This is a genomic window from Haladaptatus halobius (assembly GCF_020618475.1).
Taxonomy (GTDB): Archaea; Halobacteriota; Halobacteria; order Halobacteriales; family Haladaptataceae; genus Haladaptatus; species Haladaptatus halobius.
Genome location: NZ_CP085340.1, coordinates 111,865 through 135,589, shown reverse-complemented (window position 1 = coordinate 135,589; position 23,725 = coordinate 111,865). Strand labels below are relative to the sequence as shown.

Below are 23,725 nucleotides of genomic sequence, written 5' to 3'. Positions count from 1 at the left end.
CTCCCGCCACCCGAATGTCTATTCGGCCATCTAGGATGGATTAGTTGCAGATGTCTTGGGATCGAGAACAGTCTCGAATGCTTGCCGTTGCAAGTATTTCTCTATTACTCTCGATCCTAGTCTGGTTCAACTATTCTGCAGTCCTCCCCCTTATCGTGGAGGAATGGGACCTTTCGGGTATCAACGCTGGGATCATTTTCGGCGCGTTCCAAGCCGGGTACCTTATCGCGATTCTCCCTGCTGGAGTGTTTGTTGATCGCTATTCGCCGCGCTGGATAATTGCAATTGGTGCAACAACAACCGGGGTAGCAAGTCTCGGTTTTGCTATTTTGGCAACAGGATTTCTTAGCGGCACAGCGCTTCGATTCGTCGCCGGCCTCGGCATGGCTGGCGTGTACGTCCCTGGGATGCGTTTTGTCGCTGATTGGTACGCCGAGACGGCTCGAGGAACTGCCATGGGAATTTACATTGGGACATTTTCGCTCGGTAGCGGTCTCTCGTTTCTCATTTCCTCGGTAGTCGCGAGCGCACTCGACTGGCGAATCGCAATTGCTACCACAAGTGTCGGAGCGCTCGTTGTCGCACCCCTGATTCTTATCGTTGGTCGTGATGCGCCGAACACCATTCAGCGAACGGCAACCGGGCTTGACCTCACTGTCCTACGTAACCGATCCTATCTTGCTGCGGTGAGTGTGTACTCGTGGCATAATTGGGAGTTGTTCGGTGTCCGCAACTGGCTTATCGCATTCTTACTTGTAGTACCGGCGATCACAGCAACCAGACAACCAGCGCTCGTTGCGGGAACGCTTGCTGGTGTGATGATTGCTCTTGGCGGCCTCGGGAACGTCATCGGTGGAACGCTAAGCGACCGGGTCGGGCGAGTTCGGATTATTTCTCTCGCCCTCCTCGTGAGTGGCCTCATCAGTGCGACCATCGGTGCGTTCCAATGGTTACCGCTCATCGCGCTCACGGCTCTTGTTCTGTGCTACGGTGTCGCCCTAACGATGGATAGTGCTCCGACATCGACTTTGATTACTGAACTTGTTGCTGACGAGCATGTAGGAGCGGCATTATCGGTGCAATCGTTTATCGGATTCAGTACAACAGTGATCTCACCAGTGGTCTTTGGGTGGGCACTTGACACTGGCGGGTACGCGCTTGCATTTCCGACGCTCGCAGCGGGCGCCTTTCTCGCGCTCCTCTCAGCTGCTCTTCTCCGATACACTCGGAAAGATAAACTCGGATCAGCAGCTCCTCTCCAGGAGTCATAGTGGGGTACGATTGGGGAACCCTCGTCGCAAAGTACGCCTGAACGACTGTTCGTAGACGTGTACCCCGCAACAATGGAATGGCAATAATTTATTGGATCGGTAGAATCACATTCTGCCATTATTTACGACCACAAATCATCGAAATTCGGTAAAATACTCTAAGTATTTTCGAGACGAATCTGAATCGAGCTAGATTGAGTATGTCGGATCCACCCACTCACAAACGGACAGTCCGCGAAGAGTTCACAAAGCAAGCTAATGCCTATGCAACCAACTCTTCAGTAACCGACCCCGAGAAGATCGATCGTCTCGTACAAGCGACAACTGCCTCTCCCGATACTCGGATGCTCGAGGTAGCAACCGGACCAGGTCATGTTGCATTCAGATTTGCGGATGTCTGTGATGAAGTGGTAGGAATCGACCTCACAAAAGCGCCACTCGAGATCGCTCGGGAGAAGAAACAGAAACGTGAGACGAAGAACATTGAATTCATGCAGGGCGATGCCGAGGAGATTCCATTTCCCGACGATTCATTCGATATCGTCGTCTGTCGCTTGGCGCTTCATCATGTAGAAAACCCCGGACGTGTGTTCCAAGAGATAACACGAGTATGTCGATCAGGAGGGACGATTGCCATCGATGATTTAGTTGTTAGTGAACACCCTGAGCGAGGAGCATATCAAAACAAATTTGAGCGATTACGTGACCCGTCCCACGTACGTGCTCTTGCTGTGAGTGAAATTCTAGGGTTGTTCACCAAAAGCGACGTAGAAGTAGATCAGATCGAAACAGGAGTATTAGTACCGGAAGTCGAAGAATGGCTTTGCAATGCACAAACACCAGAGATCCGCGCTATGAAGGTTCGAGACTTGATCAAAAGAGATGCTGAGCAGGATCTCAGTGGAACGCGTCCTTTCTGGAATGATGGGGAGCTTCATTTTGTTCAGCGAACGGCTATCGTCGCCGGGTACAAACTTGGATCATCTACCACAGATGTAGAGTGAGACACTGGAACAGGACGAACAATCATATGTGAGATGGAAAAAGATCGGAGCGAGGTTAGTTCGGCAGTTCCTTCCGTCCCGTTTGCACGCACGGCCAGCATGGGAAACCACCGAGGCCGTCACAATCACAGTCTTCTGGTTCGGCATCGTCTTCGCTGTCCTCCGATGGGAATGCCTCGAGCGTCCCATCGTCAGTCGCGGTTTTGACGGCAGCCATGTGCTGTAACGTGGGCTGGTCTAGTTCAGCAGACTGCCCTCCGTGAGTCAGCAGAAGGACTGTCACTGCCAATGAACCCGTAGGACTGTCTGTGAGAGCGAGATAAATTGTGGTAGGAGAAGGCGTCTATTAGCCGTACACTACCGAGTTACTCCGGAAATATGGTGTAGCACAAGTGGACTGTCTAGGTGGCAGAGTCGACTGTCTGCACTGCTAGGATTCACTTGAAAAATGGGGTGGTTCACACTGTGGTGAGCACTGGTTCTGCCGACTGACTGTCCACTAGTGCGGTGGTTTGTGAGCGGTGGGTTGTGGATGTTTGGGGTGGGCAGGGCAGTTGTCGGGTTGATAGGGTGTTTGGCTGGTCAAGCTTGGTCGAATAATAGTGCTATACGTTACCTAGTATCACCTAAAAAGTATCACCTAAAACCTATTAGCATACCTTCCCTCACCAGAGGGTATGGTTACCTCATCATCTTCGCAGCCAGAGCCATTGATACGCACTACAGCCGCAGACGCCGAATCAATCGTTTCTGCTATAGTAAGTGCGGTAACTGAGGTCAACGATGCAAAGCCTGCAACTCCCCTCTATGAGGCTATTAACCCCGATGCACTCGAAAGTCTATTTCAGCACAGCTCGCCCAAGGTGAGTTTTGAGTATATTGGCTATCGCGTCACTATCCACCCAGATCGAACGATCTCCGTTGCTGACGTAGAGGCATAGAACGCTTCTGGTAGCAGTCACCTTGAGGGAGTGGGGATGGAATCAACTAGCGGGGTGGGATAGGAAGTGGAAAAGGTGCTCTCCGGGAGTTGCATCGAAACAACCATTTGGCTGATATATGAGCTAAGTTTGGCACTATTCTATAGTTTACCGTCGAAATATATGATATACAGTTCTAATCTACAACTGTGAAGGAGTCATATTAGTATCATGAATATTGATACTGAAGCCGCAATAAATTCATTTACATGACTCAGCATAATCGCGATGACGACAACACGGCATCGGAGGTGCCTTCCGATGCCGGTAGCGTCCCAGAGATTCCTGAGCATAGCAACATTGAGGGCTCAAGCGAGAAGTAACGGTACACGAAAATCGTCCTCGCATCTCTCCATTATCGCGAGAACTACGTATACAAGTCAACGCCGTCGAGGAAAACATCGGATGAGTTTCAGACCAGAAGGAGGGAGTGAAATACGCCAGTTAGGAGAAGGGTTACGAATCAGGATCGTCCCCAGTGGTATCTTCTTTGTCATCACCAGAGATCTGTTCTGACTGGAGCAATGCGTCAACACGTGGGTCTTCAAGGTACGAAATAAGCTGAAGTGTGGTATTGTACTCGATCACGCCATAATCCGCTAGTTTAGGAAGTTGGAGATGATGGAGTCGAATCAATATGCGGTCTCGTTCAGTGGCTTGCGTTGTATCAGATGTCGCGGTATCGAGTGTATGTGTACTCAGATGCTCTACGAGTGCTTCGAGTGGGATGGGCTGATCAGCATTCGCAATGAGATAGCGGAGGATCTGTCGGCATTGCGTATCAGCTAAGAGCTTCAATAATTCGTCAAGTGAACACCGCTGATCATCATTGTCTGGAGAAGAGCCCATCTTTGTAAAGACTACTTGGAAGTGTTGTATAAGGACTTGGGCTGTTCAAACAGGTCGGCTTAAGAAAGCGGGAAAAAGGAGTAGACTCATTATTCCGATGTGCCGAAAAGCGCGTCCTCAACAATTGCTTCGATGCCATGGCGAATTCGATCAGAGAGCGATTGCTGCGTGATATCGAGTTCCGCCGCCAATTCTGAGAGAGTCACCTGCCGCGGCGTCATGAAATACCCGCGTTGGAACGCGAGCACGAGTGCTTCACGTTGTTTCTCCGTAACGACGTTTGCGAGTTGTGTCGCTCCAGCATCACTTAGCGACTGCATTTTGCCGAGTGTATACTCAATTCCGTTGTTGCGGCTCACGTTATGAAACTGCGTCAGATGATCGTGAGAAGGAAACAACAATTCGAACTCCCAGTCTTCGTCGCCATACCCGTGTGCATTTCGAATAATTCCTTCTGCGGTCGTGAGTCCTTCGAAGAAGGTGCCGTCTGGAATATCCCAATTGAGGAGATACAAGCGACGATCCTCAACTTGGTCGATTGCAACTAATTGCTGGACGTTGGTATCGTCTCGAACGCGCTGTTCGAAGGCCTCTAAACCGCTGTTCCACACCCAGAAAATCGGTACAACGTCTTCACCGACGGGGACGATTCGTTCGAACTCGATGTGGAGGCCTGTTCCGGCCGTGAGCAGTGTCCCTAAGGGGAAGTTCTCCGATGGAAGCGACAGTTCAACAATGACCGCCATATGTCTTGATACTATTTATACCATCTTAGTAATTTGGCCGGTGAGAGGGAGTACATCGTCGGTTTGAGGAGAGAGGCACGTTTGTTACCTTCCAACCGTCACTGACTCTCGCCCTCCTCGACGCAGAGCGACCCACCGCATTTGTTATACCTGTACTCCCCGGGGTTGTAGACCTTCTTTAAGTGCGGATAGCGAGCAATGCGACCGTCGTAATCATCGCACACGAGCCACCACTTCGGCGCGGCGAATCGGTCGCAGTGCTGCGAGGTGTCGAGGCGATCTATCTTGTCAGTGATCATCGAGCAATGTGGTCTGGACGTCACCCGTGCTTGTGACGATGACCTTACAGCCACAATACTCGAAGACAACGCGGCCGCTCGTTCGGGGCGTCCCGTTGGATCGTGAGTCGAACAACGCGGTGAGAGCATCCGGTTCGATCACGCCGTACAATGGGTCGAGTGTCGAAAGTGCAACGTCTTTCTCGGCTGCTACCTGCCTGACGACCTTGGTCGGGAGTGAAACATTGCCACTACCGTCCGGAAGTCGCGGATGTGGCGGTGAGTCAGTCGTGTTTGGCATGGTGGGGAACACTCCAAGCACAGCAGGTCACCTCTCGAGTTTTGAGTCACCTATGCTGTGGAGGATAGTAGCTGTAAACCCGGTAGCTGGTTAAACAATCTGGCTAGCAATCCAACATTTCAGGTCGGTTGTGTACTGCGATGGCGGTGGAGTGGAATGGTTCTCTCGGCTGAGCTGCCAACAGGACCACTCGTGAACGAGAGTACACTCGATAAAGCATAGAGCTGTGGTATAAGTTATTTCGATACTTAGAGAACTATATGTAGTTGATCGGCGTCTACTACAACGTAATAATCTGCCGCTTATTGGTAGTATTTCATCGCGTAGTAACCAGCGATAGCGCGGTTATTTAGCACGCGGCAACTCGGTGCTGCACTTCACCCCCACCGAATGATGACCATGCCTAGTAAGAATAATCTGTTTGATAGGGACGCCAGTGATCCAACCGACGCTCAACTCAAGCGAGTGTTCACCGCGCTCAAAGAGCCACTTCGGCGTGAAACCATTATGGAACTCACTGACCGAGATGAGGACACTATTTCAGTGGATTCGCTGTGTCGCACGCTTGGAGAGGATCCCCGGCCATCTGAAGGGACGGAATACGAGGGGTGGGAGGCTGAGTCACTACGAAGAGAATTGATCCATACGCATTTGCCGTACCTGGAGGATCGGAAGGTGATTGAGTACGATGCACGGTCCGAGATGGTCCGATATCGGAGCCATTCGACAGTTGAAGCTGTTCTCGAAACGATTAACGATCAATAGCGTTGGTGACTGAGCTTTTGCAGAAACAAATTGTAACTGTTACAGTAGCTGCCTTAAACAGCCTACAGAAGAATATGAGGCATGAAACGAGGCGACGAGAGTCTCATTGCTGGAGTTTGACTGGGCGATGAAACTCGAATTTCACCCAAAATAGGGAGCATGGTTGTAGTATCCTCGGGAATAGTAGGTACCGATGAGAGTATATTCCTATAGTCCGTCTCTCTTAAATGGGGATAGCGAGTACGCTGACACTGCGTCTCCGTGATACTAATGGATACTACTGATAATCTCAAAGAGGCGAGTGCAGCAACAGCTGCCTTTGAAAATGATCTGAAAGCACTCATCTTGGGGGCCTTCGCAGATGGAGCAGCAATTGAAGGGACGTGGGAAATTACTCTCCCAGTCACCGATGCGCCGAATTGGATGATCGAAATTGCCAAGATTCGTACTGGTGACTCCTCCTACGACCCCGAGTTTATCGAAGAATAAGTACGACAATAAATCGTGTCGAATGAGGGAGGACAGGTTATGACAGCAGATATATTATAATCTAGTTAGTTGATGGATTGCGAACCTTTATGCCACAGTATTACAGATAATCTACTACTCCGCTGAAGTTGGAGCGAAGCTGACGAGTCGCCTACTGTGGCGTAGGCTGAGTAAGAGTACAAGACACTATGAAGACTGAAACGCCGAATGCATCGACAAGCATCACTGCCACGGTTGAGCTAACGCCCACCACGATTTTTGATCTCCTCGCGAGTGACCATCGACGATATACTCTTCATTATCTCTCGCAAAAAGTCGGGGCAATCTCACTCGGTGATCTCGCCGAACAGATTGCCATCTGGGAAGACACACCCACGTACGAGCAATACGAGCGAATTCTTACCGGCCTTCATCACACACATCTCCCGCAGTTGGTTGCGGCGGGGATCGTACACTACGATATAGAAGCCGAGTTGATTGAACTCTTGGAGACAGCCGACCAGCTGCTGCCCCATCTCAAGCTCGTCGCGCCTGCCGACCTTCAGTAAGCGGTGTATTCGTGCTGTCTCCGACGTATATCTACTACGCGTAAATGAGTTACGTGACGGACGGTCGCGCTGAATTGCTCCTTACCGGGTTGTTCGAAGGCGTCCCACGCGAGCGAGATCAAAATCTCATCCGTTGCAGGGTTGTACTTCGCGACGAAAGACTGTCATTTAGATCCGAGACTGATACTTACCGTGACATGGATAAAAAGGGTTGAAGTGGTGGTTAGTTCAGCAGTTCTTTTCGTCCCGTCCTCACGCATGGCCAGCACGGGAAGTCACCGAGGCCGTCACAATCACATTCTTCTGGTTCGGAATTGTCTTGACGGCCATTGAACTGAAATAGACTTATCGATAACAATTAGTTGCTCATGTGGTTAAAGGTAATAGCACTAACTACCATTCCCTTACAGGGACAAGCTGATCAAGTACTTCCAGAAACACAGCAACTCGTTTCTGAATACGCTATTCCGACGGTACTCTTCATTGGTGCTTTTATTGTCGCTTGGCTACTCGGTAAAACGATTCTCATTCCATTCATCAAACGGCTATTAGACAGGCAAGGTCACGACCCAAGCGTAAAGAGTCTGGCTGAAAGTCTAACCGGTGTCGTCAATCTCATTCTTGCGTTCGCCATTGCATTCACCATCGCTGGCTTTGGGAACGTTATTGCCGCATTCGGTGTGTTCGCTGGTGCGATCGCACTCGCAGTCGGCTTTGCGTCCCAAGATCTTCTGAGTAATTTCGTCGCAGGAATTTTCATTCTCAAAGATGAACCGTTCGACGTCGGTGATTGGATTGAGGTCAACGGCATTGTCGGTATTGTTGAAGACATTGACCTGCGCGTTTCACGGATCCGAACGTTCGACAACGAACGGATTACTGTTCCAAATAGCGAACTCGCTAATAACGCATTAAAAAATCCAGTTGCCTTCAATAAGCTCCGTCAGCAGTTCGTCTTTGGTATTGGCTATGATGATGATATTGATCACGCCAAAAAAGTGATTCTTGATGAGGCTGACAAGAATCCAGATATTATGGATGATCCCGAAACGAGTATTCGGGTGACCGAACTCGCCGATTTCTACGTCGGTCTCCAAACACGATTTTGGATTGCGAACCCGAGCCGTGCCAACTTCACGAAGGTTCGCTCGGACTTTGTCCAGGCCGTAAAGGAACGTTGTGATGCCGAGTCGATCGAGATGCCGTATCCCTATCGTGAACTCGTTGGTGGTATCGACGTTACAAATCACCAATCAGAGCAGGTGGTGACGTCCTCGGACGACTGATCCGTTATACACCTGCCTGCCGTTTCACATGGTGGGATACCTCCCACGCAATCGCTTCAACAAGCAGGTTGGAGAAATACTCAGCCGCGACGTCCGCCACGTGTGCTTGCGCTCGGTCGAGCAGGTCGCGCTCAATCGTCGGTGTGTCGTCGCGTTCGGTCGAACCAGCCGTGCACTCCGTCAGCGTTCGCTGGGCAACATCAGACAGCGTTGTTTGGCGTAACATAAATGAAAAGAGTGAGACGGGGTTAGTTTGGCAGTTCTTTGCGACCCGCACGAACGCACGGCCAGCACGGGAAGCCATTCAGACCGTCACAATCGCACTCTGCCGGTTCGGTATCGTCTTCGTCCGTCTCGTCGTCGTCCGATGGGAACGCCGTCAGGGTGCCGTCGTCCGTCCCGGTTTCGACGGCAGTCATGTGTTTGCAGTAGGCAGCGTAATGCTACTACTGAACAGAGTAGCATTTATTGCTGAGTAGAAGAATCTACTAGTATGGCAACGTCAGTGAAAATGGACGAAGGAACGAAGTCTGATTTGGAGAAACTCCAAGCAGAGATTCGCCTAAAAGCAGGAAAACAGGTGACACAGCAGGAGATCCTCGCCCGAATCGTTGCACAAGCGGTTGACTCGAAGGCGGATCTCATCGATTCGTTTCGCGATGAAATGCCAGCAATTGATCCGAGTGAGCGAGAAGCGTTCCACCAAGGAATGATCTCTTCTGGCGTGAAAACATCGGAATCAGATATCGACGAAGAGTTGTACGGATGAGCGTTCTTATCGACACGGGTATTTTTTACGCACATCATGATGAAGACGCAGAACGCCATGGTGCTGCTGTTTCTGCGATGAATACAGTACTTACTGGTGAACATGGACAACCGTACACCAGTGACTATGTCTACGACGAAACAGTCACATTAACTCGAATGCGGACTGGTTCATTTGAGGCTGCAAAAACCGTCTCCGACCGTATTCTTGGACGCGAGTCATTCCCAGAGATATTCGAGATAATCCAGATGGGACACGACGACTTTAATGCGACAGTGGATACATGGATTCAATATCAAGACCACGATCTAAGCGTAACTGACGCAAGTCTCGTGACGCTCTGTGAACGATATGATATCGATTCTATCCTCAGTTTTGACTCAGATTTCGATGGAATCGTCCATCGAACAGATCCATCTCATATGTCTACGGAATAAGAAGGGCGAAGAGAGTTAGTTCGGCAGTACCTTCCGTCCCGTTCTCACGCACTCCCAGTACGGGAAGCCGTCGAGGCCGTCGCAGTCGCAGTCCTCTGGTTTGGAATCGTCGTTGTTGTCCTCGGAGGGGAAGGCATCGAGCGTCCCGTTGTCGGTTGCATTTTCGACTGCGGCCATGTGCTTACAGAAGGCGTTGCGGTGGACGTGATGCGGACACGTACAGGCCATCAGTTCGTCGGTCACGTCGTCGATGGAGACCACGTATTGGTGTTCAGCGGGATTCTCGTGGCTCTCATTGGTGACTTCCACTCTCGCAGACTGTCTTGTGTGCATTGGCAGAGGAACTGTCATTTGCAGTGAGCCGGTGGGACTGTCTGCGAGAACGAGAATGATTGTGTTAGATGAGGGCGTTTACCTGTAGTGTACGGTTGAGTTACTCCGGAAATATGGTGTGTCACCAGTGGACTGTCAGACTGGTTGACGCTGATTTTTTGGAATGTTGGAATTCACTTGAAAGACGGGGTGTTTCACTCTGGGTGGGCACTGTTTCTGCCGGCCGACTGTCCTACCGGGTGGGAGAGTTTGTGAGCGGTAAGTGTGAACCCGTGATGTTGCAGGAGCATTAAGAAATTACAGTAGATTGCCTAATCATCAGAAATGTCGGGTTGGTGGAGATGAACAAGCGTGATGAGAGAATGGAATTAAGGCCGTAACGGACGAATACCAGGCAAGATGCATGCGAGTCGGGCGAGACAACTATGTTCATAGATATCAAGTAACAATTTTGGGAGGGGAGATGAGGATTCTATGAACTCATGCATCTCGTATCCGAATGTTGGTGGAAGTGATTGTAAACCCGACATGCACTCGGTGATGGGGGCCGAGATCTGGAGAAGGATTCTGCTATGGTCGTGAGGGAGAGTAAAACGATTTTAGAAGCAACGGAACAGAATGTTAATTGGCTGCGGTTTCTGTTGGCGATCGGTTATACCATTCTCGCCCATCTATACGCTTCTTGAAGATCAAACAGCTACGTTCGCATTTCAGCTACTGTTGTTATTTCTCATTGGTCTCTTTCTCGCGGGAGTTATAAACAGTATCCGTAAAAGCAGTATGTATCAAACGACTGCAGCAGTGGGTATGGTCTTTTACGGGTGTTATAATATCGCCATTGGGAGATTTGACCTTCTCAGTGGATTTATACTGTTTGCAGGTACCTATCTACTGATTCAGCAAGTATGGCGTAGTTAAGGAGAAGAGTCCAGGGATTATTCAGAATCATAATACTCATCAAGCCCCTCGGGCTCACTTCCAGCGATCGCCGACCGAATTGTCTTTACACGGGTAAATTCGTGCATCGTCTCCTCGAAACCGAGTTTGCGACCAATGCCACTTTGTTTGTAACCGCCGAAGGGAGCCCCGAGGAACCCATTGACGAAGTTATTAACGAAAACGAGCCCCGCTTCGAGGCGCCGAGCCATCCGATTGGCAACTTCCATATTTCGCGTCCACACTGCGGCCGTAAGCCCATAGTCGGTATCGTTCGCAAGCGAAAGCGCCTCTTCAACCGATGAATACCGTTGGACAGTAAGAATCGGCCCAAAGATCTCCTCACGGACAATTCTCATATCCTGAGTAACATCACCGAAAATAACCGGTGGCACATAATAACCTCTAGAAGGAACATCTTCGGGTACTGTCCCTTCATACAGCACTGTTGCGCCCTCTTCTTTGCCGATATCGATATATCCCGTGATTTTGTCGTATTGTTGCTGACTTGCAACAGGGGCAAGATCGGTTTGGGAATCGGTACCGGGGCCGATAGTCATAGCGTTGGTTTGCTCAATGAGGTGTTCAATGAACTCATCGTAAATTGAGTCGTGAAGAAGGAGGCGTGAACCGCTTGCACACGCCTGTCCCTGGTTGTTAAAGATACCTTCGTATGTCCCGGCAACGGCTTTTTCAAGGTTCGCATCGGGAAGCACGATATTAGGGTTCTTACCACCGAGTTCAAGCATGACACTGGTGATGTTCTCAGCAGCTGCTTTCATGACCGCCGTTCCCGTAGACGTATGTCCAGTGAATGCGAGCTTATTCACGTCAGGGTGTTCGGAGAGGCGGACGCCAGGCTCAGCGTCTCCCGTTACGACGTTAACGACCCCATCAGGGAGGATGTCCTGCCAAATCTCAGCCATCTTAAGCGATGACAATGGAGTTTCGGGCGCGGGTTTGAGTACGATTGCGTTCCCAGCTGCCAGCGGAGCTGCTGTGAAGTCGGCAGTATGCATCGGCGGCCAGTTCCAGGGAATGATACATCCGACGACTCCATACGGTTCGCGAATAGTGTAATCGAATAAGTCATCACGTTCAGGAATCGTATCGCCATGAATTTTGTCAGCCGCCCCTGCGTAGTAGCGGTACCCATCGATCGCCTCGTCAACATCTGCCTCTGATTCATCAATCGGTTTGCCGTTCTCGAGCGTTTCGAGTTCGACAAATGCGTCGAATTCCGCCTCGATGGCATCCGCAACATCGAGTAAGTAAGTTCCCCGATCACGTGCGCTAATATGGCGCCATGTCGATTCGTAGACTGTCCGTGCTGCCGTGATTGCGTTATCCACATCGGTCGCTGTGCCGTCCGGTGCAGAGCCGATGATCGATCCGTCAGCAGGATTCTCCACGTCGAATCGCTCGCCGTGTGTACTTTCTATGAACTCTCCACCGATGAACAGCTCCCAGTCGTGGTAATTATGATTGGTCATGGTTAGACTTGTATGAACTCCATCGGATAATCATGGAGGCGTTCAGCTCCAGAGTTCGTGATGTGAACATACTCACCAAGGAACATCCCACTCATTTCATCGGCTGCGACTGGATTCGGTTCGACGACGACAGTCTGGCCTGCTTCGAACTCGAACGGGGCGTTCGGGAACCCGCCTTCGTTCCGGGAACCGATAAGTGGCCGTTGAATACCGAGCCCCCACCCGTGAATTATTGGTGCGTGAATCGTCCACCCACGATCCTCGATCGGGGGCGATGCGACCTCAAGGACGTCTTGGGTTGTTGCTCCTGGTTCAAGGACATCTAGGACATCGTAGAAAATCTGTTCGCCAACGTCGTAGAGTTCTTGGTAGTGGTCAGTAGGTTCACTACCAACTGCGATGCCACGAAGAATCTGCCCCGAATATCCCTGTGAATTACGTGCACTAATCTCAGTGAGTATTACGTCACCGTTTTGAATACTTCTGTTTGATTGATGCTCCCATGGATACGGCATATCTGGGTCGGTCATGCTGGTGCTCCCCAGTAACTGAAAGAAATACTCCCCCTCAGCGATGTATGAAGACATGATCTCAGCTTTCAGCTCTCGCTCTGTTATCCCGGGCTTGGCTGTGTCTTGGAGTGCACGCATAGCCTTGTCGGTGAGTTCAACTCCTTCCTTGATGGCGTCAAGTTCCTCATCGCTTTTTTTCAATCGGATTCGATCCATCAAGTCCGACACAAACGTGAACTCGCATTCCGGCAGTGACTGCGTGATCGTTCGGTAGTGGTTGGCTGGGAGTTCGGTGGTTGATGGGCCGGGCGCACCGACAAACCCAATTTGTCCATCCGTGTACCCGAGCTCTTGGATACACTCAACGACCGCGTTTCCCTTGTCTTCAGTACCCCACCGGACATCATCGATATGGCTCATCAGATGCGCATCCGGAACGTGTGGATAGAGATCCACGAAGAGCGTTGGCTCACCATCGTATGGAAAGACGATGTATGACTGAATCTGGTCGATGTATCCACTTAGATATCGAATGTTTGCTTGGTTTGAGTCTGTATGTGCTGAACTCCCGTAGACCACGAGACAATCCAACCCGCGGAAGAACATTTCTTCTCGTATGCGTCGATATCTACGTCGGTATTCGGTATCGGAAAAGCGAACGTCATCATACTCAGTGCCTCGACGGTCGCGGAGGCGGTTGCCGATGTCCTGAAGTTCGTGATTGCTCATTGGTAACACTGTTCAGGACTAAGACGCCATGTCTAAATATATATGTTTGGCATAGAATGGGTCATTTATGGAGCTAAATTTCATGTGACAGCGATAAGGTTCGAATTACGCAAGATTTAGGTGATTATGTGTTGTTTTGCTACATCAAAGTGAGTGTGTATGAGGACAGATACAGCCGTAATAACGGTCGACCTACATCACGGTCATTTAGACCCAGAGACAGCAACGTTGCCTGTACCTCCAGAGCAAGCCGAACGCGTACTTGAGAACACGGAACGATTTCTCACTACCGCACGTGACGCTGGCTATCCAGTGTTTCATATCACAACGGCGTATCGTGATGCCGAAGAAATCCTCTCAAATCCGAAGTGGGCACAAACCGATTCGACGACCGGTGATTCGCGCGAATCGGTCTCAGCGCATAATCTTGAGGGGACGACGGGAACGGAGATCATGTCTCGGCTACGAGATGAACGAGATGTGTACATTCAACCGAAAAAACGGTACTCCCCCTTTCTCGATACCGACCTTGAATTCGTGCTTCGAACCAATGATGTTGGCCGATTACTCATCACGGGCGTGAATACGAATACCTGTGTCCAGTGTACATGCTTCGAGGCAACAAATCGGGATTATGAAGTCGTCGTCATCGCCGACTGTGTCGCTAGCATGGACGGGCCGGAGTTCCATGAGTCTGCACTTATGAACATCGATCGTGCACTTGGATCGGTCGTTTCACTCGAAGAAATACTCGAAGAAATGGAATCAGCTACGGCGTAAGGTGTGACGAGTAGTCTTTTTAGTTATTGATATTTTGACTACTTTTCAATTTAGCACGAACTCCAACACGAGACAGTGAGAAACTGACGCGATAAACATTAAATCCGTTCATCTCCTACATAGTAGCTATGGCTACAAACGACCTTGACGAAACTGATCGCCAGATTCTCGAACTTCTTCATGAAAACGGCCGTGCGACATACAACGAAATTGGCGACGCACTTGACATAACTGGGAACACGATACGACGTCGTATCGACGAAATGCGCGAGAAGAATATCATCGACAAATTCACTGTTCTCACGAATCCTGAAGCTCTCGATTACATCACGGTCGCGTTCGGTCTCAGTGCCGAAGCCGGGAAAACGGAGGCGATCGCAGAGAAGCTTGCAAGTAACGAAAGTGTTTACAAATTATGGATACTTTCAGGGACTCATAACATCATTTTCGACGCTCGTTTCGAGAGTATGTCTCATTTTCAGTCATTCATCCACAATGAACTTCACACTATCGAGGGTATCACTAGGTATGAATCCTCTATCGTCACGCGGTCTGTGACTGATGAGGGAAGCATCATACTATCTGATTCACTGTCCGATGAAACGGTTGAGTCAGCGATAAGTGACGATTGAATTATTGCTTTTGACGTTTCGTCGACCTTTTTATCCTGATTAACTCGCTAAATCAACCATCAAAAAAATAATTTTCCTATACTTTCGGGATATTTGTAACGGTATTCTACACAATACCCCGATTTAGAGTTAGAAAAGTACAGAAATCCTCTCGGAGTGTAGATGGTTAACCAAAGATATATGCGTTGGCATGTCATACCATAGTCCGGTTGGTGCCAATGACCAACAATGTCAACCGCCGTCGCGTCTTGCAGGCTATGGGCGCGGCGAGTACGGGAATGCTAACGGGGTACGTGGGGTACAAACGACAGCAGGACAACGGACTCTCGCAGTCATCTGTGAACGTCCTACTGACATACTTTCCGGACATGGTATTCTCGCCGATGACTGGAGCGAAGGCGTTCGGATACTTTGAGAAGGTCGGTCTCAACGTGAATATCAGATCGACGGTCGCAGTGCAAAATCCACTTCAAATACTGGCAAGTGGAAACGCAGACATCACTGTGACAACGCCATTCGATTATATCGTTGGGCGAGCACGCGAACTCCCCCTTGAAACGGTTGTTACGACGGTTGGAAAGACACCGCTAAGTTACGCCTCCATGGGGAAATCGAACATCAATGGAGTACAAGATTGGCCTGGGAACACGCTTGGGCTTCAAAACGAAACAGATCGAAACTGGGTGACACCTGCAATACTCTCTGAGGAAGGGCTGAGTGAAGCGCAAAGAAACCGTATCAGACAAACGTTTATTGGATATTCAGTAACGAACTTGACCGCCAACAAGGTCAATATCATGTCGCTGTATCCGACAAACTCTGACTTTAACTCACTCCGTATTAATGGAACTGAATTCAACCTAGTTGAAGCGAGAAATTATACGACCGCACCTGGCAACTGCGCAGTAACGACTACACAGTTCGCGGAAGAACATCCAGACACGGTAACAGAGTTTACTAGAGCGTGGGCGAAAGCAGCAAACGAGTCCCTAAAGCCATCAAATAAGAATCGATTCGCTAAGATGGTTCTCGGACAACTACGACAAGCGAATGCTGACGTCTTTCTGCAAGGAGTCGACCCCCTAGCTGTCGAACGATCGAACTTCGAGCAATTCCTCAAGTATCGCCCAATTGATGCATGGCAGAGAAACGGCGTCGGTTGGAACAATCCAAGTGACTACCTTGCAGCCCAACAACTTGGTGTCAGTGCCGGTGGAATCGATCAGGGTGCAACGCTCAGTGAATCGAACGTCGTAAGCAATCAATTCGTCAACGCAGTTTACACGAACGGCAAATTGGATTGGCCACAGGGGTGAAAAGATGGGTGTACCAACAGCAACACGGACGGATCGATCAATTAGAAGGCGAGCAGTTACACTCGCTGATGAGTACAAGTTCCCATTAGCGTTTCTCATTATCTTCCTCGCTGTGTGGACCGCTGGAGTGCGGATGCTTAACCTCCCAGAGTATATCCTTCCCACGCCATACGAAATTCTCGTGAGTTTCCAGGGTCAGTTTGGAGAACTTCTCCCACACACACAAGTGACACTTTACGAGGCATTTGTCGGGTGGATTGTCGGCAACGTGACCGGAATAGCATTGGGCGCGATTATGGCAGAATCGGCCGTCTTACGGAAGTCGATTTATCCTTACGTGATCATGCTCCGATCACTACCTGTAATCGCATTTGCTCCGCTGCTCATTATCTGGCTGGGTGTAAACAGACGGCCAATCCTTGCAGCAGCGGCCATCACTGCATTCTTCCCATCCTTGGTAAACTGTATCACGGGGTTCAGTTCAACCGACGATCTCACGATGGAGCTGATGCGGTCACTGGATGCAAGCCGATGGGAAATTTTCCGGAAAGTTAAAATATATAATGCATTGCCGTATATCTTTTCCGCGCTCCGTATCAGCGTTGCGCTGAGCTTCGTTGGCGCCGTAGTTGGCGAGTGGCTTGTTGGTAATCAAGGACTCGGCTACCTCATCATCGTCGCTAACAATCAGATTAACACACTGTTGCTGTTTCGCGCCCTTATCATCATCGGATTGTTTGCGACTATTTGGTTTGCGCTCCTTATTGTGCTTGAGTCCTACGTCGTCGATTGGGGAGGGCAATCAACAGGAGGTGCAACAAGATAAAATGACATCAGATATCCCATCTAAGGTTGAGGAACCAACAGAACAAGAACTCAGCGAGAGCATTATCTCGGTCTCGCATGTCGACAAAGTGTACGGCCAGGAATCTCGGGATCCCATTCGTGCTCTTGAAGATATCAACCTAAACATCCGTAAAAACGAATTTGTCTCGCTAATTGGTCCGAGTGGCTGTGGCAAAACAACACTATTGAAATGCGTCGGAGATATTATCGAGCCGACAACTGGAAAGATCTCGATTGACGGCCAGCCAGCCACTACTGCGCGACACCAGAATCTTATTGCGTTCTTTTTCCAAGAGGACGTTTTGTTACCTTGGCGGTCAGTAATGGGGAACGTGCAGCTACCCTTGGAAATTCAAGGAAAGAACACAGACGATCCAGCGATGCGCGAGCAGACCCAAGAGGTTATCGAGACGGTCGGACTACAGGGCTTTGAGAATTCTAGACCACAGGAGTTGAGTGGCGGAATGCGCCAGCGGGTCGCGCTCGCCCGGGGGTTTGTTTACAATCCCACTATCTTCTTAATGGACGAGCCGTTCGCCGCACTTGATGAGTTAACCCGAAGGAAAATGAATCAAGAGCTTCTCCGAATTCATGAAGAAATTCGAAAAACGACGCTTTTCGTCACGCATCATATTCCAGAGGCAGTCTGGCTCTCCGATAGAGTTGTGATACTTTCGCCGCGTCCCGGCAAGGTGAGCGAAATCGTCGACATTGAATTAGAACGCCCACGTAACGAGGAGACTCGACATCAGGAAGCATTCACTGAGTACGAGGAGTATCTCACCAAGACAGTGATGGAATTCGAGGAGTAGATGTTTGACACTGTAGTTCAACTGGCATCGAGCAATGCTTCTTATTTGGTTGGACGGTCGAATGCAACGTCCAACTCATCAGCGGCCAACGCGACAATAGTTTTAATTCGTGTTTTCTGTAGATTGAGGTCACTATAGTAAAAGCCAAGTTCCTGAAGGGTAGCCTCGCTTCCCTTGAAGCCGTACGTTTCTCGTGCGAGCCGTCCTTCCGGACACCGGGTTGTCGCGATGAGCGGTATTCCATCGTCTCGAAGGGATTCGAGCACTGGAATAATCGTCGGTGGGATGTGGCCGGCGCCTGTAGCGGCAAGGCAGAGTCCGTTACTGTCGGTCGCCCCTCGGATCTGCGCGGAAGGCATGTCAGCCGTCACTGTCACAGCATGGATATCGTTGGTGAGCGCATCCTCCTTCGGGGTTAGCGTCGGCTCGGTCACGATGTGTCGATGGCGCCATCGAACCTGAGTTTCATCGATCACTGCGAGGGGGCCAAACTCTGGCGCTTGGAAGGTATCTACATTCATCGAATGCATCTTCGTCACCTCTCTGGCGGCGTACACACGGTCGTTAAAAGTGACAAGGACACCAGCCTCCGCTGCTGGATCGCTCATTGCGGTGCGAGCCGACGCGAGAAGGTTCGCCGGGCCATCGGGGCTTGGAAGTGAAGGATTTCGCATAGCTCCGGTAAAGACGACTGGCATTGAACCGTCGTAACAGAGGTCAACAAAATAAGCGGCTTCCTCGAGGATGTCGGTTCCTATTGTAACGACGACACCGTCAGACTCTGAGTCAGCTTCGAACGTCTGAATGGTTTGGGTCAACTCATAGAAGTCGTCGATCGTAAGGTGTGGGCTCGGTACATTCGAAAAATCATCAGTTGTTATATCGGCGATTTCACCGAGTTCTGGGATGGCTGCAACAAGGCGTTCCGCAGAGAGTTCTGGGGCAGCATCCCCACCTGTAGTGTCGGTTGAGGCGATCGTTCCGCCGGTGGAAATGATCCGAACTGACATGCATCTACTATTCTGCCAGTTTGCTTAATCTTTTTGCTAAAAACGAAGCCAAACCAAAAGAGGATCTCAGATATCTATTTTCTATACGGAATAAGTTCGCAATCATTCTCAAATCGTATGAAGTTTGTAGAAAAGGTAAAACAGGACGGGGTTGTGTGGTATCATATGGCATATGACGCTGTCGTCGAAGGAGGAACTGTGGTGACTGCCACAGACACGTTTGACGGCAACTTAGCGATCCAGAATGGGAGGATTGCGGGAATTCTCGACTCGGCGTCTGATGTAGACGCCGATCAGATCATCGACGCCGCAGGGAAACACATCCTTCCCGGCGGTGTTGACCCCCACGTTCACATGATGGATCCAGGAGACACCGAGCGTGAGGATTTCCCGACAGGAACGGCGGCTGCCGCAGCAGGAGGGATTACGACGATTGGAGAACACCACCGTACCGACCCAACTGTTCTCACAGCCGGAATTCTCGAAGATAAACGTGACTATCTGAGCGATCGTGCACGAGTCGATTTCGGGTTGCTTGCTGGGGGACATCCTGACAACATTGACGAAATCAAAGCGCTCGAACGAAGCGGCACACTCGCTTACAAAAGTTTCACCTGTAACGTCCACGGTGTTCCAGCACTCCTCAGTGCCGACATGCACAGACTCTTTACGGAAATCGAGAGAGTCGGCGGCATCAGCATGGTTCATGCGGAAGACGAACTCATGTTGAACGCGAACGAACGCCAACTCAAAGCGGCTGGACGAAACGATGGCAGTATCGTTCCAGAGTGGCGCTCGAAGGAGGCTGAACAAGTTGCTGTATCGACGACGCTCCAAATCGCTAAACAGACCAACGTCAGTCTCTGGATAGCTCACCTAACTCACCCAGAGGTTGTCGATCAGGTTACGCATGCGAAAAATCAGGGAGTCAATGCCTATGCAGAAACCTGCCCGCAGTACCTCTATCTCACTCGACAAGATGTTGAAGAAGACGCACCATACACTATGTTCACGCCGCCGTCACGCGAGGAAAATGATCGCGAAGAACTCTGGGAACGACTAGCCGATGGTAAGATCGATATGGTCAACGCAGACCACGCCCCCAGTACCCGTGAGCAAAAGGCCAAAGGGGAGGATAACATTTTCGAGGCACCGTTCGGAGTTCCCGGTGTAGAGACGGTATTACCACTACTACTCAACGGCGTTAACAATGGACGAATCTCACTTGCCCGTGTCGTCGACGTTTTTTCGACCAAGCCTGCTCAGATCCTCGGCCTATTCCCAAGAAAAGGGATACTTCAGGTCGGCAGCGATGCAGATTTCGTCATCGTTGACATGGAACAGAGTCAGACGCTTCGTGACGAGGACGTCATCGCTAAATGTGGGTGGACTTCGTATGACGGACTTACCGTCCAGGGTATTCCCGAATCGACGTACGTCCGAGGCGAGCCTGTATTCGAGGATGGGGCCGTCACTGGAGAGGTAGGATACGGCGAGTTCATCGCTCGAAAGGAGGAGGTGTAACCGAATATGGTGCTTGATTTTGGTGCCCATCTCTATCCAGAATCGGTGTTTCCCCCACCCATTGCGGATAGCCCAGTTCGTACGATCCTCGGTGACGCACTTTCGGATCTTGACGTCCTGACTGGAAAGTACACTACTGCAGGTGTCGATGGGGCAGTACTTTCCCAACCCTATTATATGGGGCTGGCCGACAGTGACCGCGTGGCCACTGCGAACGACGCACTGCTTGACACTATTGCCGATGCTGATGACTTCGAATGCTACGGACTGGCAGCTATCCCCACAGCCGCAGGAGGTGATCAGGCGGCCGCAGAATTCGAGCGGTGCCTCTCGAATGGATATCAAGGCGGGGCACTCGAAACAGAGACTGACGGTATCGAAGTATCCGACGAACCACTTGCCCCCATCTTTGAGATTGCAAATAAAACAGGAGCACCGATTTTGGTGCATCCAAAGCTCTCTGACTCACTTCATCCCGAAGTATTGGACGATTCGTTACTTTTGAATGCCACCTTCGGTCGGGAAATCGCGCTCGCTGAAAGTGTCTGGAAGATGATTCATACTGGTGTTCTCGACCGCTATCCAAACTTAACACTCGTTTATCACCACCTTGGAGGAAACATCGCGAGCATGCTCGGCCGTATCCATCTCCAGCTTGACGCAGGACGATGGCCAGGTCAGGAACACGTCAAACCATTTGAGGAGTTCAACTCGCAACTCCACGAACGAATCCATGTCGATACGTCGGGGTTCTTTGGCTACACACAACCGCTTCAGACGACATTAGCTGAGATATCGGAGACGAACATCCTATTCGGAACTGACTACCCGTTTGAGCCACGGTCAGCTGACGAACTTGCGTCGTTCGTCGAGACAGTCCACGCTGTTACAGATGACGACACTGCGGACCGCATCCTTGATAAGAATGTGCGCGACCTTCTCGTCAACGTGAATTCCAGCTCAACATAAGGATGAAATAAAATGCAACTCGAAAATCGAACGGCTATCGTGACAGGTGGTAGCTCGGGGATTGGACGTAGTATCGCGCTCGAATTTGCACGCGAGGGAGCTGACGTTATGATTGGTGACGTTCAACGTGCACCGAAAGACAAAGCTGAAGAGACACCGACGGACGACCTGATTCAAGATTTGGGTCGTGAGGCAATGTTTACAAAAACAGATGTGACTCAAGTGACTGATGGAAAAAAGTTGGTTGAATCCACTGTCGAGGCGTTTGGTGGCGTAGATATCGTAGTGAATAACGCAGGGATTTTCCCACCTGGCTCCGTTGATACGGTTTCCGAGGAGGATTGGGATCAGACATTTGCGACCAACGTTAAAGCCATCTATATTGTGACAAAACCCGCAGTAGCACATCTTCGCGACTCTGAAGCAGGTCGCATACTTAATCTCTCTTCACAACTTGGGCTGGTTGGCCGTGCGAATGCAGCGGCTTATTGTGCATCAAAGGGTGCAGTCGTTAATCTGACCCGTCAGATGGCTATCGACTATGCATCTGATAAGATCACAGTGAATGCGATTAGTCCCGGTATTATTCGAACTTCGATGACTGCTGAAAAGTTGGCTGATGAGTCACGCCGCGAACCACTCGAGCGAGATACTCTTCTTCCCTTCTTTGGCGATCCAACAGATATCGGACGGACAGCCGTATTTCTTGCCTCAGATGACAGTCGGTATGTGACTGGTCATTGCCTTGTTATTGATGGAGGCTATACGGTGCACTGATTCTAAGTTAAGCAGTCGGTTTCCAATCCAAGTTGCTTAAGTTTGGTTCACTGGTTGCCTAGTGTATCGATTCTGTCCGCCCGCTCGCCGTCCGTTTCGGTCGGGCCGTCGTTCCACCCTCCCGGATCACCGGTTGGTTAGTCGGTCGGTTCCTGCGCGCCGTCGGTGCTCGGAACTCTCTTCACTGCCTCACGGAATAGTCACAATCTAGTACCCCAGTGTGAACCATGTGAGCGCAATCATGATCTCCTCTGTTGCAGGGTCGTGCTTCGTGACCCTGCCTGTCGTTGAGTTCGATGTGAGACCTCCCAGTTGATTGCTCCGATCGGCAGGTCCGGGAAATGCTCAGCTGCGACGTTCGTTGCGTGCTGTTGTGCTCGGTTGAGGAGGCCCGTCGGTGTCTCGTGGGTATCGTCGGCCGCAGCTTTCGCGCTTTTCGTCAGCGTTCGCTGGTCGGTGATCTCCGAGAACGTCACTTGGCGTGCCATGGATAAAAAAGACTGAAGCAGTGGTTAGTTCGGCAATTCCTTCCGTCCCGCTCTCACGCATGGCCAACACGGGAAGCCATCGAGACCGTCACAGTCGCAGTCTTCGGGTTCGGCATCGTCTTCGTCCTCCGACGGAAATGCGTCGAGCGTCCCGTCGTCGATCGCGGTTTCGACTGCGGCCATGTGTTTGCAGAACGCGCTCGTTCTCAGCCGTCTCCATGAAAACGACGAAATTCGCAAGAAGAAGCCCGAAGCTCGTCGCGTGATCTGGATTCGTCCGGAATAGGAGCCATTCGTTGGTATGGGTGATTGCTAATTGGAGGAGATTACACTCTTACTTAGAACAAATGAGTCACTCAGGATATTGGCTGCTCAGGTTCCGATCTGGAAAGGTCATTTGTACTTCTCGCAGGTAGGCGCATAAAGCAGCATCACTCTCACCATCATCGTACTCACTCTCAGGCCCGTCGATGATGGGATCTAGTTCGCGGGTAGTGCTACCAACCTCAATTGCCTCCGAATAGGCGTTCATTGTCTTTGAACTCCTGCTACAAAGCATTGTACCGAAATAGTTTTGTACTCATTGCCAATCGAATTTGCGTATTTCGGATAGATATAGTGTAAAAGAAGGAGCCGAGTACTGGAGTAATTCTTTGTCCTTGCCATACCGTATTTAATGGTCGAATGATGACTATTATATGATAATTTGATCAAAATTTTAGCCAATATATATAAATGCAATGAGAAGAATAATAATAACGATGAATCGACGGACCCTCCTCAAAGCGACACTCCCCGCAAGCCTCTTACTGGCTGGTTGTACCTCTCAGACAGATGACTCTAAC

The 23,725-nt window shown here is 50.4% G+C and carries 30 protein-coding genes and 1 pseudogene; 17 read left to right on the top strand and 14 right to left on the bottom strand.

The features are described 5' to 3' along the window. The first annotated feature begins 50 nt into the window (after positions 1–50). Both LIW51_RS34025 and LIW51_RS34020 read left to right on the top strand, forming a co-directional pair. Positions 51–1,271 carry an MFS transporter gene (locus LIW51_RS34025; RefSeq protein WP_227380435.1) on the top strand — a complete coding sequence of 407 codons (1,221 nt, stop codon included), beginning with the start codon at positions 51–53 and terminating at the stop codon, positions 1,269–1,271. A gap of 200 nt (positions 1,272–1,471) precedes the next feature. Beyond that, positions 1,472–2,275: a class I SAM-dependent methyltransferase gene (locus LIW51_RS34020; RefSeq protein ID WP_227380434.1), complete on the top strand. Its 804-nt coding sequence runs from the start codon at positions 1,472–1,474 to the stop codon at positions 2,273–2,275. Between the two features lie 55 nt (positions 2,276–2,330). Here LIW51_RS34020 and LIW51_RS34015 read toward each other — a convergent pair whose 3' ends face one another. After that, positions 2,331–2,492, bottom strand: coding sequence for a hypothetical protein (locus tag LIW51_RS34015; RefSeq protein WP_227380433.1), 162 nt, complete (start codon positions 2,490–2,492; stop codon positions 2,331–2,333). A gap of 460 nt (positions 2,493–2,952) precedes the next feature. Here LIW51_RS34015 and LIW51_RS39690 point away from each other — a divergent pair, with 460 nt between their 5' ends. Further along, positions 2,953–3,216 (top strand): HalOD1 output domain-containing protein, encoded by a 264-nt coding sequence (locus LIW51_RS39690; protein ID WP_227380432.1) that lies wholly within the window; start codon positions 2,953–2,955, stop codon positions 3,214–3,216. 495 nt (positions 3,217–3,711) lie between these two features. Here LIW51_RS39690 and LIW51_RS40235 read toward each other — a convergent pair whose 3' ends face one another. From LIW51_RS40235 to ddfA, 4 genes are all read right to left on the bottom strand, one after another. Continuing rightward, positions 3,712–4,104: a DUF7344 domain-containing protein gene (locus LIW51_RS40235; protein ID WP_438267497.1), complete on the bottom strand. Its 393-nt coding sequence runs from the start codon at positions 4,102–4,104 to the stop codon at positions 3,712–3,714. 89 nt (positions 4,105–4,193) lie between these two features. Continuing rightward, positions 4,194–4,850 (bottom strand): helix-turn-helix domain-containing protein, encoded by a 657-nt coding sequence (locus LIW51_RS34005; RefSeq protein WP_227380431.1) that lies wholly within the window; start codon positions 4,848–4,850, stop codon positions 4,194–4,196. A 98-nt stretch (positions 4,851–4,948) separates the two neighbouring features. Further along, positions 4,949–5,149, bottom strand: a complete 201-nt coding sequence (locus LIW51_RS34000) for a hypothetical protein (RefSeq protein ID WP_227380430.1) — start codon at positions 5,147–5,149, stop codon at positions 4,949–4,951. After that, a complete protein-coding gene (gene ddfA / locus LIW51_RS33995) occupies positions 5,139–5,429 on the bottom strand; it encodes a DdfA family disk-determining factor (protein ID WP_227380429.1) in 291 nt (96 codons plus the stop codon). Before ddfA ends, LIW51_RS34000 begins: the two co-directional genes overlap by 11 nt. A 390-nt stretch (positions 5,430–5,819) precedes the next feature. Here ddfA and LIW51_RS40230 point away from each other — a divergent pair, with 390 nt between their 5' ends. From LIW51_RS40230 to LIW51_RS33980, 4 genes are all read left to right on the top strand, one after another. Next, on the top strand, positions 5,820–6,194 hold the full coding sequence (locus LIW51_RS40230; RefSeq protein WP_438267496.1) for a DUF7344 domain-containing protein: 375 nt from the start codon (positions 5,820–5,822) through the stop codon (positions 6,192–6,194). 270 nt (positions 6,195–6,464) lie between these two features. Beyond that, positions 6,465–6,683, top strand: a complete 219-nt coding sequence (locus LIW51_RS33990) for a hypothetical protein (RefSeq protein WP_227380428.1) — start codon at positions 6,465–6,467, stop codon at positions 6,681–6,683. Positions 6,684–6,871: 188 nt separating this feature from the next. Beyond that, positions 6,872–7,231 (top strand): DUF7344 domain-containing protein, encoded by a 360-nt coding sequence (locus LIW51_RS40225; protein ID WP_438267495.1) that lies wholly within the window; start codon positions 6,872–6,874, stop codon positions 7,229–7,231. Positions 7,232–7,599: 368 nt separating this feature from the next. Beyond that, on the top strand, positions 7,600–8,517 hold the full coding sequence (locus tag LIW51_RS33980) for a mechanosensitive ion channel family protein (RefSeq protein ID WP_227380426.1): 918 nt from the start codon (positions 7,600–7,602) through the stop codon (positions 8,515–8,517). A gap of 4 nt (positions 8,518–8,521) precedes the next feature. On the opposite strand, the gene LIW51_RS33975 is transcribed toward LIW51_RS33980, so the two are convergent. Both LIW51_RS33975 and LIW51_RS33970 read right to left on the bottom strand, forming a co-directional pair. Beyond that, on the bottom strand, positions 8,522–8,743 hold the full coding sequence (locus tag LIW51_RS33975; RefSeq protein ID WP_227380425.1) for a hypothetical protein: 222 nt from the start codon (positions 8,741–8,743) through the stop codon (positions 8,522–8,524). Positions 8,744–8,765: 22 nt separating this feature from the next. Further along, positions 8,766–8,936, bottom strand: coding sequence for a hypothetical protein (locus LIW51_RS33970; protein ID WP_227380424.1), 171 nt, complete (start codon positions 8,934–8,936; stop codon positions 8,766–8,768). Positions 8,937–9,010: 74 nt separating this feature from the next. Between LIW51_RS33970 and LIW51_RS33965 the strand changes: the two genes are divergently transcribed. Both LIW51_RS33965 and LIW51_RS33960 read left to right on the top strand, forming a co-directional pair. After that, positions 9,011–9,286, top strand: coding sequence for a hypothetical protein (locus LIW51_RS33965; RefSeq protein ID WP_227357441.1), 276 nt, complete (start codon positions 9,011–9,013; stop codon positions 9,284–9,286). After that, on the top strand, positions 9,283–9,723 hold the full coding sequence (locus tag LIW51_RS33960; protein WP_227380423.1) for a type II toxin-antitoxin system VapC family toxin: 441 nt from the start codon (positions 9,283–9,285) through the stop codon (positions 9,721–9,723). Before LIW51_RS33965 ends, LIW51_RS33960 begins: the two co-directional genes overlap by 4 nt. Positions 9,724–9,738: 15 nt before the next feature. On the opposite strand, the gene LIW51_RS33955 is transcribed toward LIW51_RS33960, so the two are convergent. From LIW51_RS33955 to LIW51_RS39685, 4 genes and pseudogenes are all read right to left on the bottom strand, one after another. Beyond that, positions 9,739–10,032, bottom strand: coding sequence for an SWIM zinc finger family protein (locus tag LIW51_RS33955; RefSeq protein WP_227380422.1), 294 nt, complete (start codon positions 10,030–10,032; stop codon positions 9,739–9,741). 959 nt (positions 10,033–10,991) lie between these two features. After that, positions 10,992–12,485 carry an aldehyde dehydrogenase family protein gene (locus tag LIW51_RS33950; protein ID WP_227380421.1) on the bottom strand — a complete coding sequence of 498 codons (1,494 nt, stop codon included), beginning with the start codon at positions 12,483–12,485 and terminating at the stop codon, positions 10,992–10,994. A gap of 2 nt (positions 12,486–12,487) precedes the next feature. Continuing rightward, positions 12,488–13,198 (bottom strand): M24 family metallopeptidase, encoded by a 711-nt coding sequence (locus LIW51_RS38880; RefSeq protein ID WP_255767719.1) that lies wholly within the window; start codon positions 13,196–13,198, stop codon positions 12,488–12,490. Positions 13,199–13,207: 9 nt separating this feature from the next. Next, positions 13,208–13,726 (bottom strand): annotated as a pseudogene (locus LIW51_RS39685) (aminopeptidase P family N-terminal domain-containing protein); the annotation flags it as partial. A 159-nt stretch (positions 13,727–13,885) separates the two neighbouring features. Here LIW51_RS39685 and LIW51_RS33940 point away from each other — a divergent pair. The 5 genes from LIW51_RS33940 to LIW51_RS33920 all read left to right on the top strand — a co-directional run bounded on the left by LIW51_RS33940 (position 13,886) and on the right by LIW51_RS33920 (position 18,112). Then, the gene (locus LIW51_RS33940) at positions 13,886–14,506 is read left to right on the top strand and encodes a cysteine hydrolase family protein (protein WP_227380419.1); all 621 of its coding nucleotides are present in this window, start codon (positions 13,886–13,888) and stop codon (positions 14,504–14,506) included. A 128-nt stretch (positions 14,507–14,634) separates the two neighbouring features. Then, complete coding sequence (locus LIW51_RS33935) at positions 14,635–15,138, top strand: Lrp/AsnC family transcriptional regulator (RefSeq protein WP_227380418.1); 504 nt, start codon at positions 14,635–14,637, stop codon at positions 15,136–15,138. A gap of 257 nt (positions 15,139–15,395) precedes the next feature. Next, positions 15,396–16,454, top strand: a complete 1,059-nt coding sequence (locus tag LIW51_RS33930; RefSeq protein WP_227380417.1) for an ABC transporter substrate-binding protein — start codon at positions 15,396–15,398, stop codon at positions 16,452–16,454. Positions 16,455–16,458: 4 nt separating this feature from the next. Next, the gene (locus tag LIW51_RS33925; RefSeq protein WP_227380416.1) at positions 16,459–17,280 is read left to right on the top strand and encodes an ABC transporter permease; all 822 of its coding nucleotides are present in this window, start codon (positions 16,459–16,461) and stop codon (positions 17,278–17,280) included. Then, a complete protein-coding gene (locus LIW51_RS33920) occupies positions 17,267–18,112 on the top strand; it encodes an ABC transporter ATP-binding protein (protein WP_227380415.1) in 846 nt (281 codons plus the stop codon). The genes LIW51_RS33925 and LIW51_RS33920 overlap by 14 nt, the downstream gene beginning before the upstream one ends. A gap of 41 nt (positions 18,113–18,153) precedes the next feature. Here the strand turns inward: LIW51_RS33920 and LIW51_RS33915 are convergent, their stop codons facing one another. Beyond that, positions 18,154–19,122 carry an asparaginase gene (locus LIW51_RS33915; RefSeq protein WP_227380414.1) on the bottom strand — a complete coding sequence of 323 codons (969 nt, stop codon included), beginning with the start codon at positions 19,120–19,122 and terminating at the stop codon, positions 18,154–18,156. 33 nt (positions 19,123–19,155) lie between these two features. On the opposite strand from LIW51_RS33915, the gene LIW51_RS33910 reads away from it, so the two are divergent. The 3 genes from LIW51_RS33910 to LIW51_RS33900 are packed head-to-tail and all read left to right on the top strand — an operon-like array spanning position 19,156 to position 22,392. Further along, a complete protein-coding gene (locus tag LIW51_RS33910; protein WP_227380413.1) occupies positions 19,156–20,646 on the top strand; it encodes a dihydroorotase in 1,491 nt (496 codons plus the stop codon). Between the two features lie 6 nt (positions 20,647–20,652). Beyond that, positions 20,653–21,615 carry an amidohydrolase family protein gene (locus LIW51_RS33905; protein WP_227380412.1) on the top strand — a complete coding sequence of 321 codons (963 nt, stop codon included), beginning with the start codon at positions 20,653–20,655 and terminating at the stop codon, positions 21,613–21,615. A gap of 12 nt (positions 21,616–21,627) precedes the next feature. Beyond that, a complete protein-coding gene (locus LIW51_RS33900; protein WP_227380411.1) occupies positions 21,628–22,392 on the top strand; it encodes an SDR family NAD(P)-dependent oxidoreductase in 765 nt (254 codons plus the stop codon). 239 nt (positions 22,393–22,631) lie between these two features. On the opposite strand, the gene LIW51_RS33895 is transcribed toward LIW51_RS33900, so the two are convergent. Both LIW51_RS33895 and LIW51_RS33890 read right to left on the bottom strand, forming a co-directional pair. Then, positions 22,632–22,880 carry a hypothetical protein gene (locus LIW51_RS33895; RefSeq protein WP_227380410.1) on the bottom strand — a complete coding sequence of 83 codons (249 nt, stop codon included), beginning with the start codon at positions 22,878–22,880 and terminating at the stop codon, positions 22,632–22,634. 24 nt (positions 22,881–22,904) lie between these two features. Beyond that, positions 22,905–23,063, bottom strand: a complete 159-nt coding sequence (locus LIW51_RS33890; RefSeq protein ID WP_227380409.1) for a hypothetical protein — start codon at positions 23,061–23,063, stop codon at positions 22,905–22,907. Between the last annotated feature and the right edge of the window lie 662 nt (positions 23,064–23,725).

Coding starts and splice junctions, on each gene's coding strand:
- LIW51_RS34005 (WP_227380431.1), bottom strand. CDS start 4,850: ATGGCGGTCATTGTTGAACTGTCGCTTCCATCGGAGAACTTCCCCTTA.
- ddfA (WP_227380429.1), bottom strand. CDS start 5,429: ATGCCAAACACGACTGACTCACCGCCACATCCGCGACTTCCGGACGGT.
- LIW51_RS33990 (WP_227380428.1), top strand. CDS start 6,465: ATGGATACTACTGATAATCTCAAAGAGGCGAGTGCAGCAACAGCTGCC.
- LIW51_RS33900 (WP_227380411.1), top strand. CDS start 21,628: ATGCAACTCGAAAATCGAACGGCTATCGTGACAGGTGGTAGCTCGGGG.
- LIW51_RS33970 (WP_227380424.1), bottom strand. CDS start 8,936: ATGACTGCCGTCGAAACCGGGACGGACGACGGCACCCTGACGGCGTTC.
- LIW51_RS33950 (WP_227380421.1), bottom strand. CDS start 12,485: ATGACCAATCATAATTACCACGACTGGGAGCTGTTCATCGGTGGAGAG.
- LIW51_RS33975 (WP_227380425.1), bottom strand. CDS start 8,743: ATGTTACGCCAAACAACGCTGTCTGATGTTGCCCAGCGAACGCTGACG.
- LIW51_RS34020 (WP_227380434.1), top strand. CDS start 1,472: ATGTCGGATCCACCCACTCACAAACGGACAGTCCGCGAAGAGTTCACA.
- LIW51_RS33965 (WP_227357441.1), top strand. CDS start 9,011: ATGGCAACGTCAGTGAAAATGGACGAAGGAACGAAGTCTGATTTGGAG.
- LIW51_RS40230 (WP_438267496.1), top strand. CDS start 5,820: ATGATGACCATGCCTAGTAAGAATAATCTGTTTGATAGGGACGCCAGT.
- LIW51_RS33935 (WP_227380418.1), top strand. CDS start 14,635: ATGGCTACAAACGACCTTGACGAAACTGATCGCCAGATTCTCGAACTT.
- LIW51_RS33940 (WP_227380419.1), top strand. CDS start 13,886: ATGAGGACAGATACAGCCGTAATAACGGTCGACCTACATCACGGTCAT.
- LIW51_RS33980 (WP_227380426.1), top strand. CDS start 7,600: ATGTGGTTAAAGGTAATAGCACTAACTACCATTCCCTTACAGGGACAA.
- LIW51_RS33915 (WP_227380414.1), bottom strand. CDS start 19,122: ATGTCAGTTCGGATCATTTCCACCGGCGGAACGATCGCCTCAACCGAC.
- LIW51_RS33890 (WP_227380409.1), bottom strand. CDS start 23,063: ATGGCCGCAGTCGAAACCGCGATCGACGACGGGACGCTCGACGCATTT.
- LIW51_RS39690 (WP_227380432.1), top strand. CDS start 2,953: ATGGTTACCTCATCATCTTCGCAGCCAGAGCCATTGATACGCACTACA.
- LIW51_RS40235 (WP_438267497.1), bottom strand. CDS start 4,104: ATGGGCTCTTCTCCAGACAATGATGATCAGCGGTGTTCACTTGACGAA.
- LIW51_RS33905 (WP_227380412.1), top strand. CDS start 20,653: ATGGTGCTTGATTTTGGTGCCCATCTCTATCCAGAATCGGTGTTTCCC.
- LIW51_RS34015 (WP_227380433.1), bottom strand. CDS start 2,492: ATGGCTGCCGTCAAAACCGCGACTGACGATGGGACGCTCGAGGCATTC.
- LIW51_RS33925 (WP_227380416.1), top strand. CDS start 16,459: ATGGGTGTACCAACAGCAACACGGACGGATCGATCAATTAGAAGGCGA.
- LIW51_RS34025 (WP_227380435.1), top strand. CDS start 51: ATGTCTTGGGATCGAGAACAGTCTCGAATGCTTGCCGTTGCAAGTATT.
- LIW51_RS40225 (WP_438267495.1), top strand. CDS start 6,872: ATGAAGACTGAAACGCCGAATGCATCGACAAGCATCACTGCCACGGTT.
- LIW51_RS33960 (WP_227380423.1), top strand. CDS start 9,283: ATGAGCGTTCTTATCGACACGGGTATTTTTTACGCACATCATGATGAA.
- LIW51_RS33930 (WP_227380417.1), top strand. CDS start 15,396: ATGGGCGCGGCGAGTACGGGAATGCTAACGGGGTACGTGGGGTACAAA.
- LIW51_RS33895 (WP_227380410.1), bottom strand. CDS start 22,880: ATGGCACGCCAAGTGACGTTCTCGGAGATCACCGACCAGCGAACGCTG.
- LIW51_RS34000 (WP_227380430.1), bottom strand. CDS start 5,149: ATGATCACTGACAAGATAGATCGCCTCGACACCTCGCAGCACTGCGAC.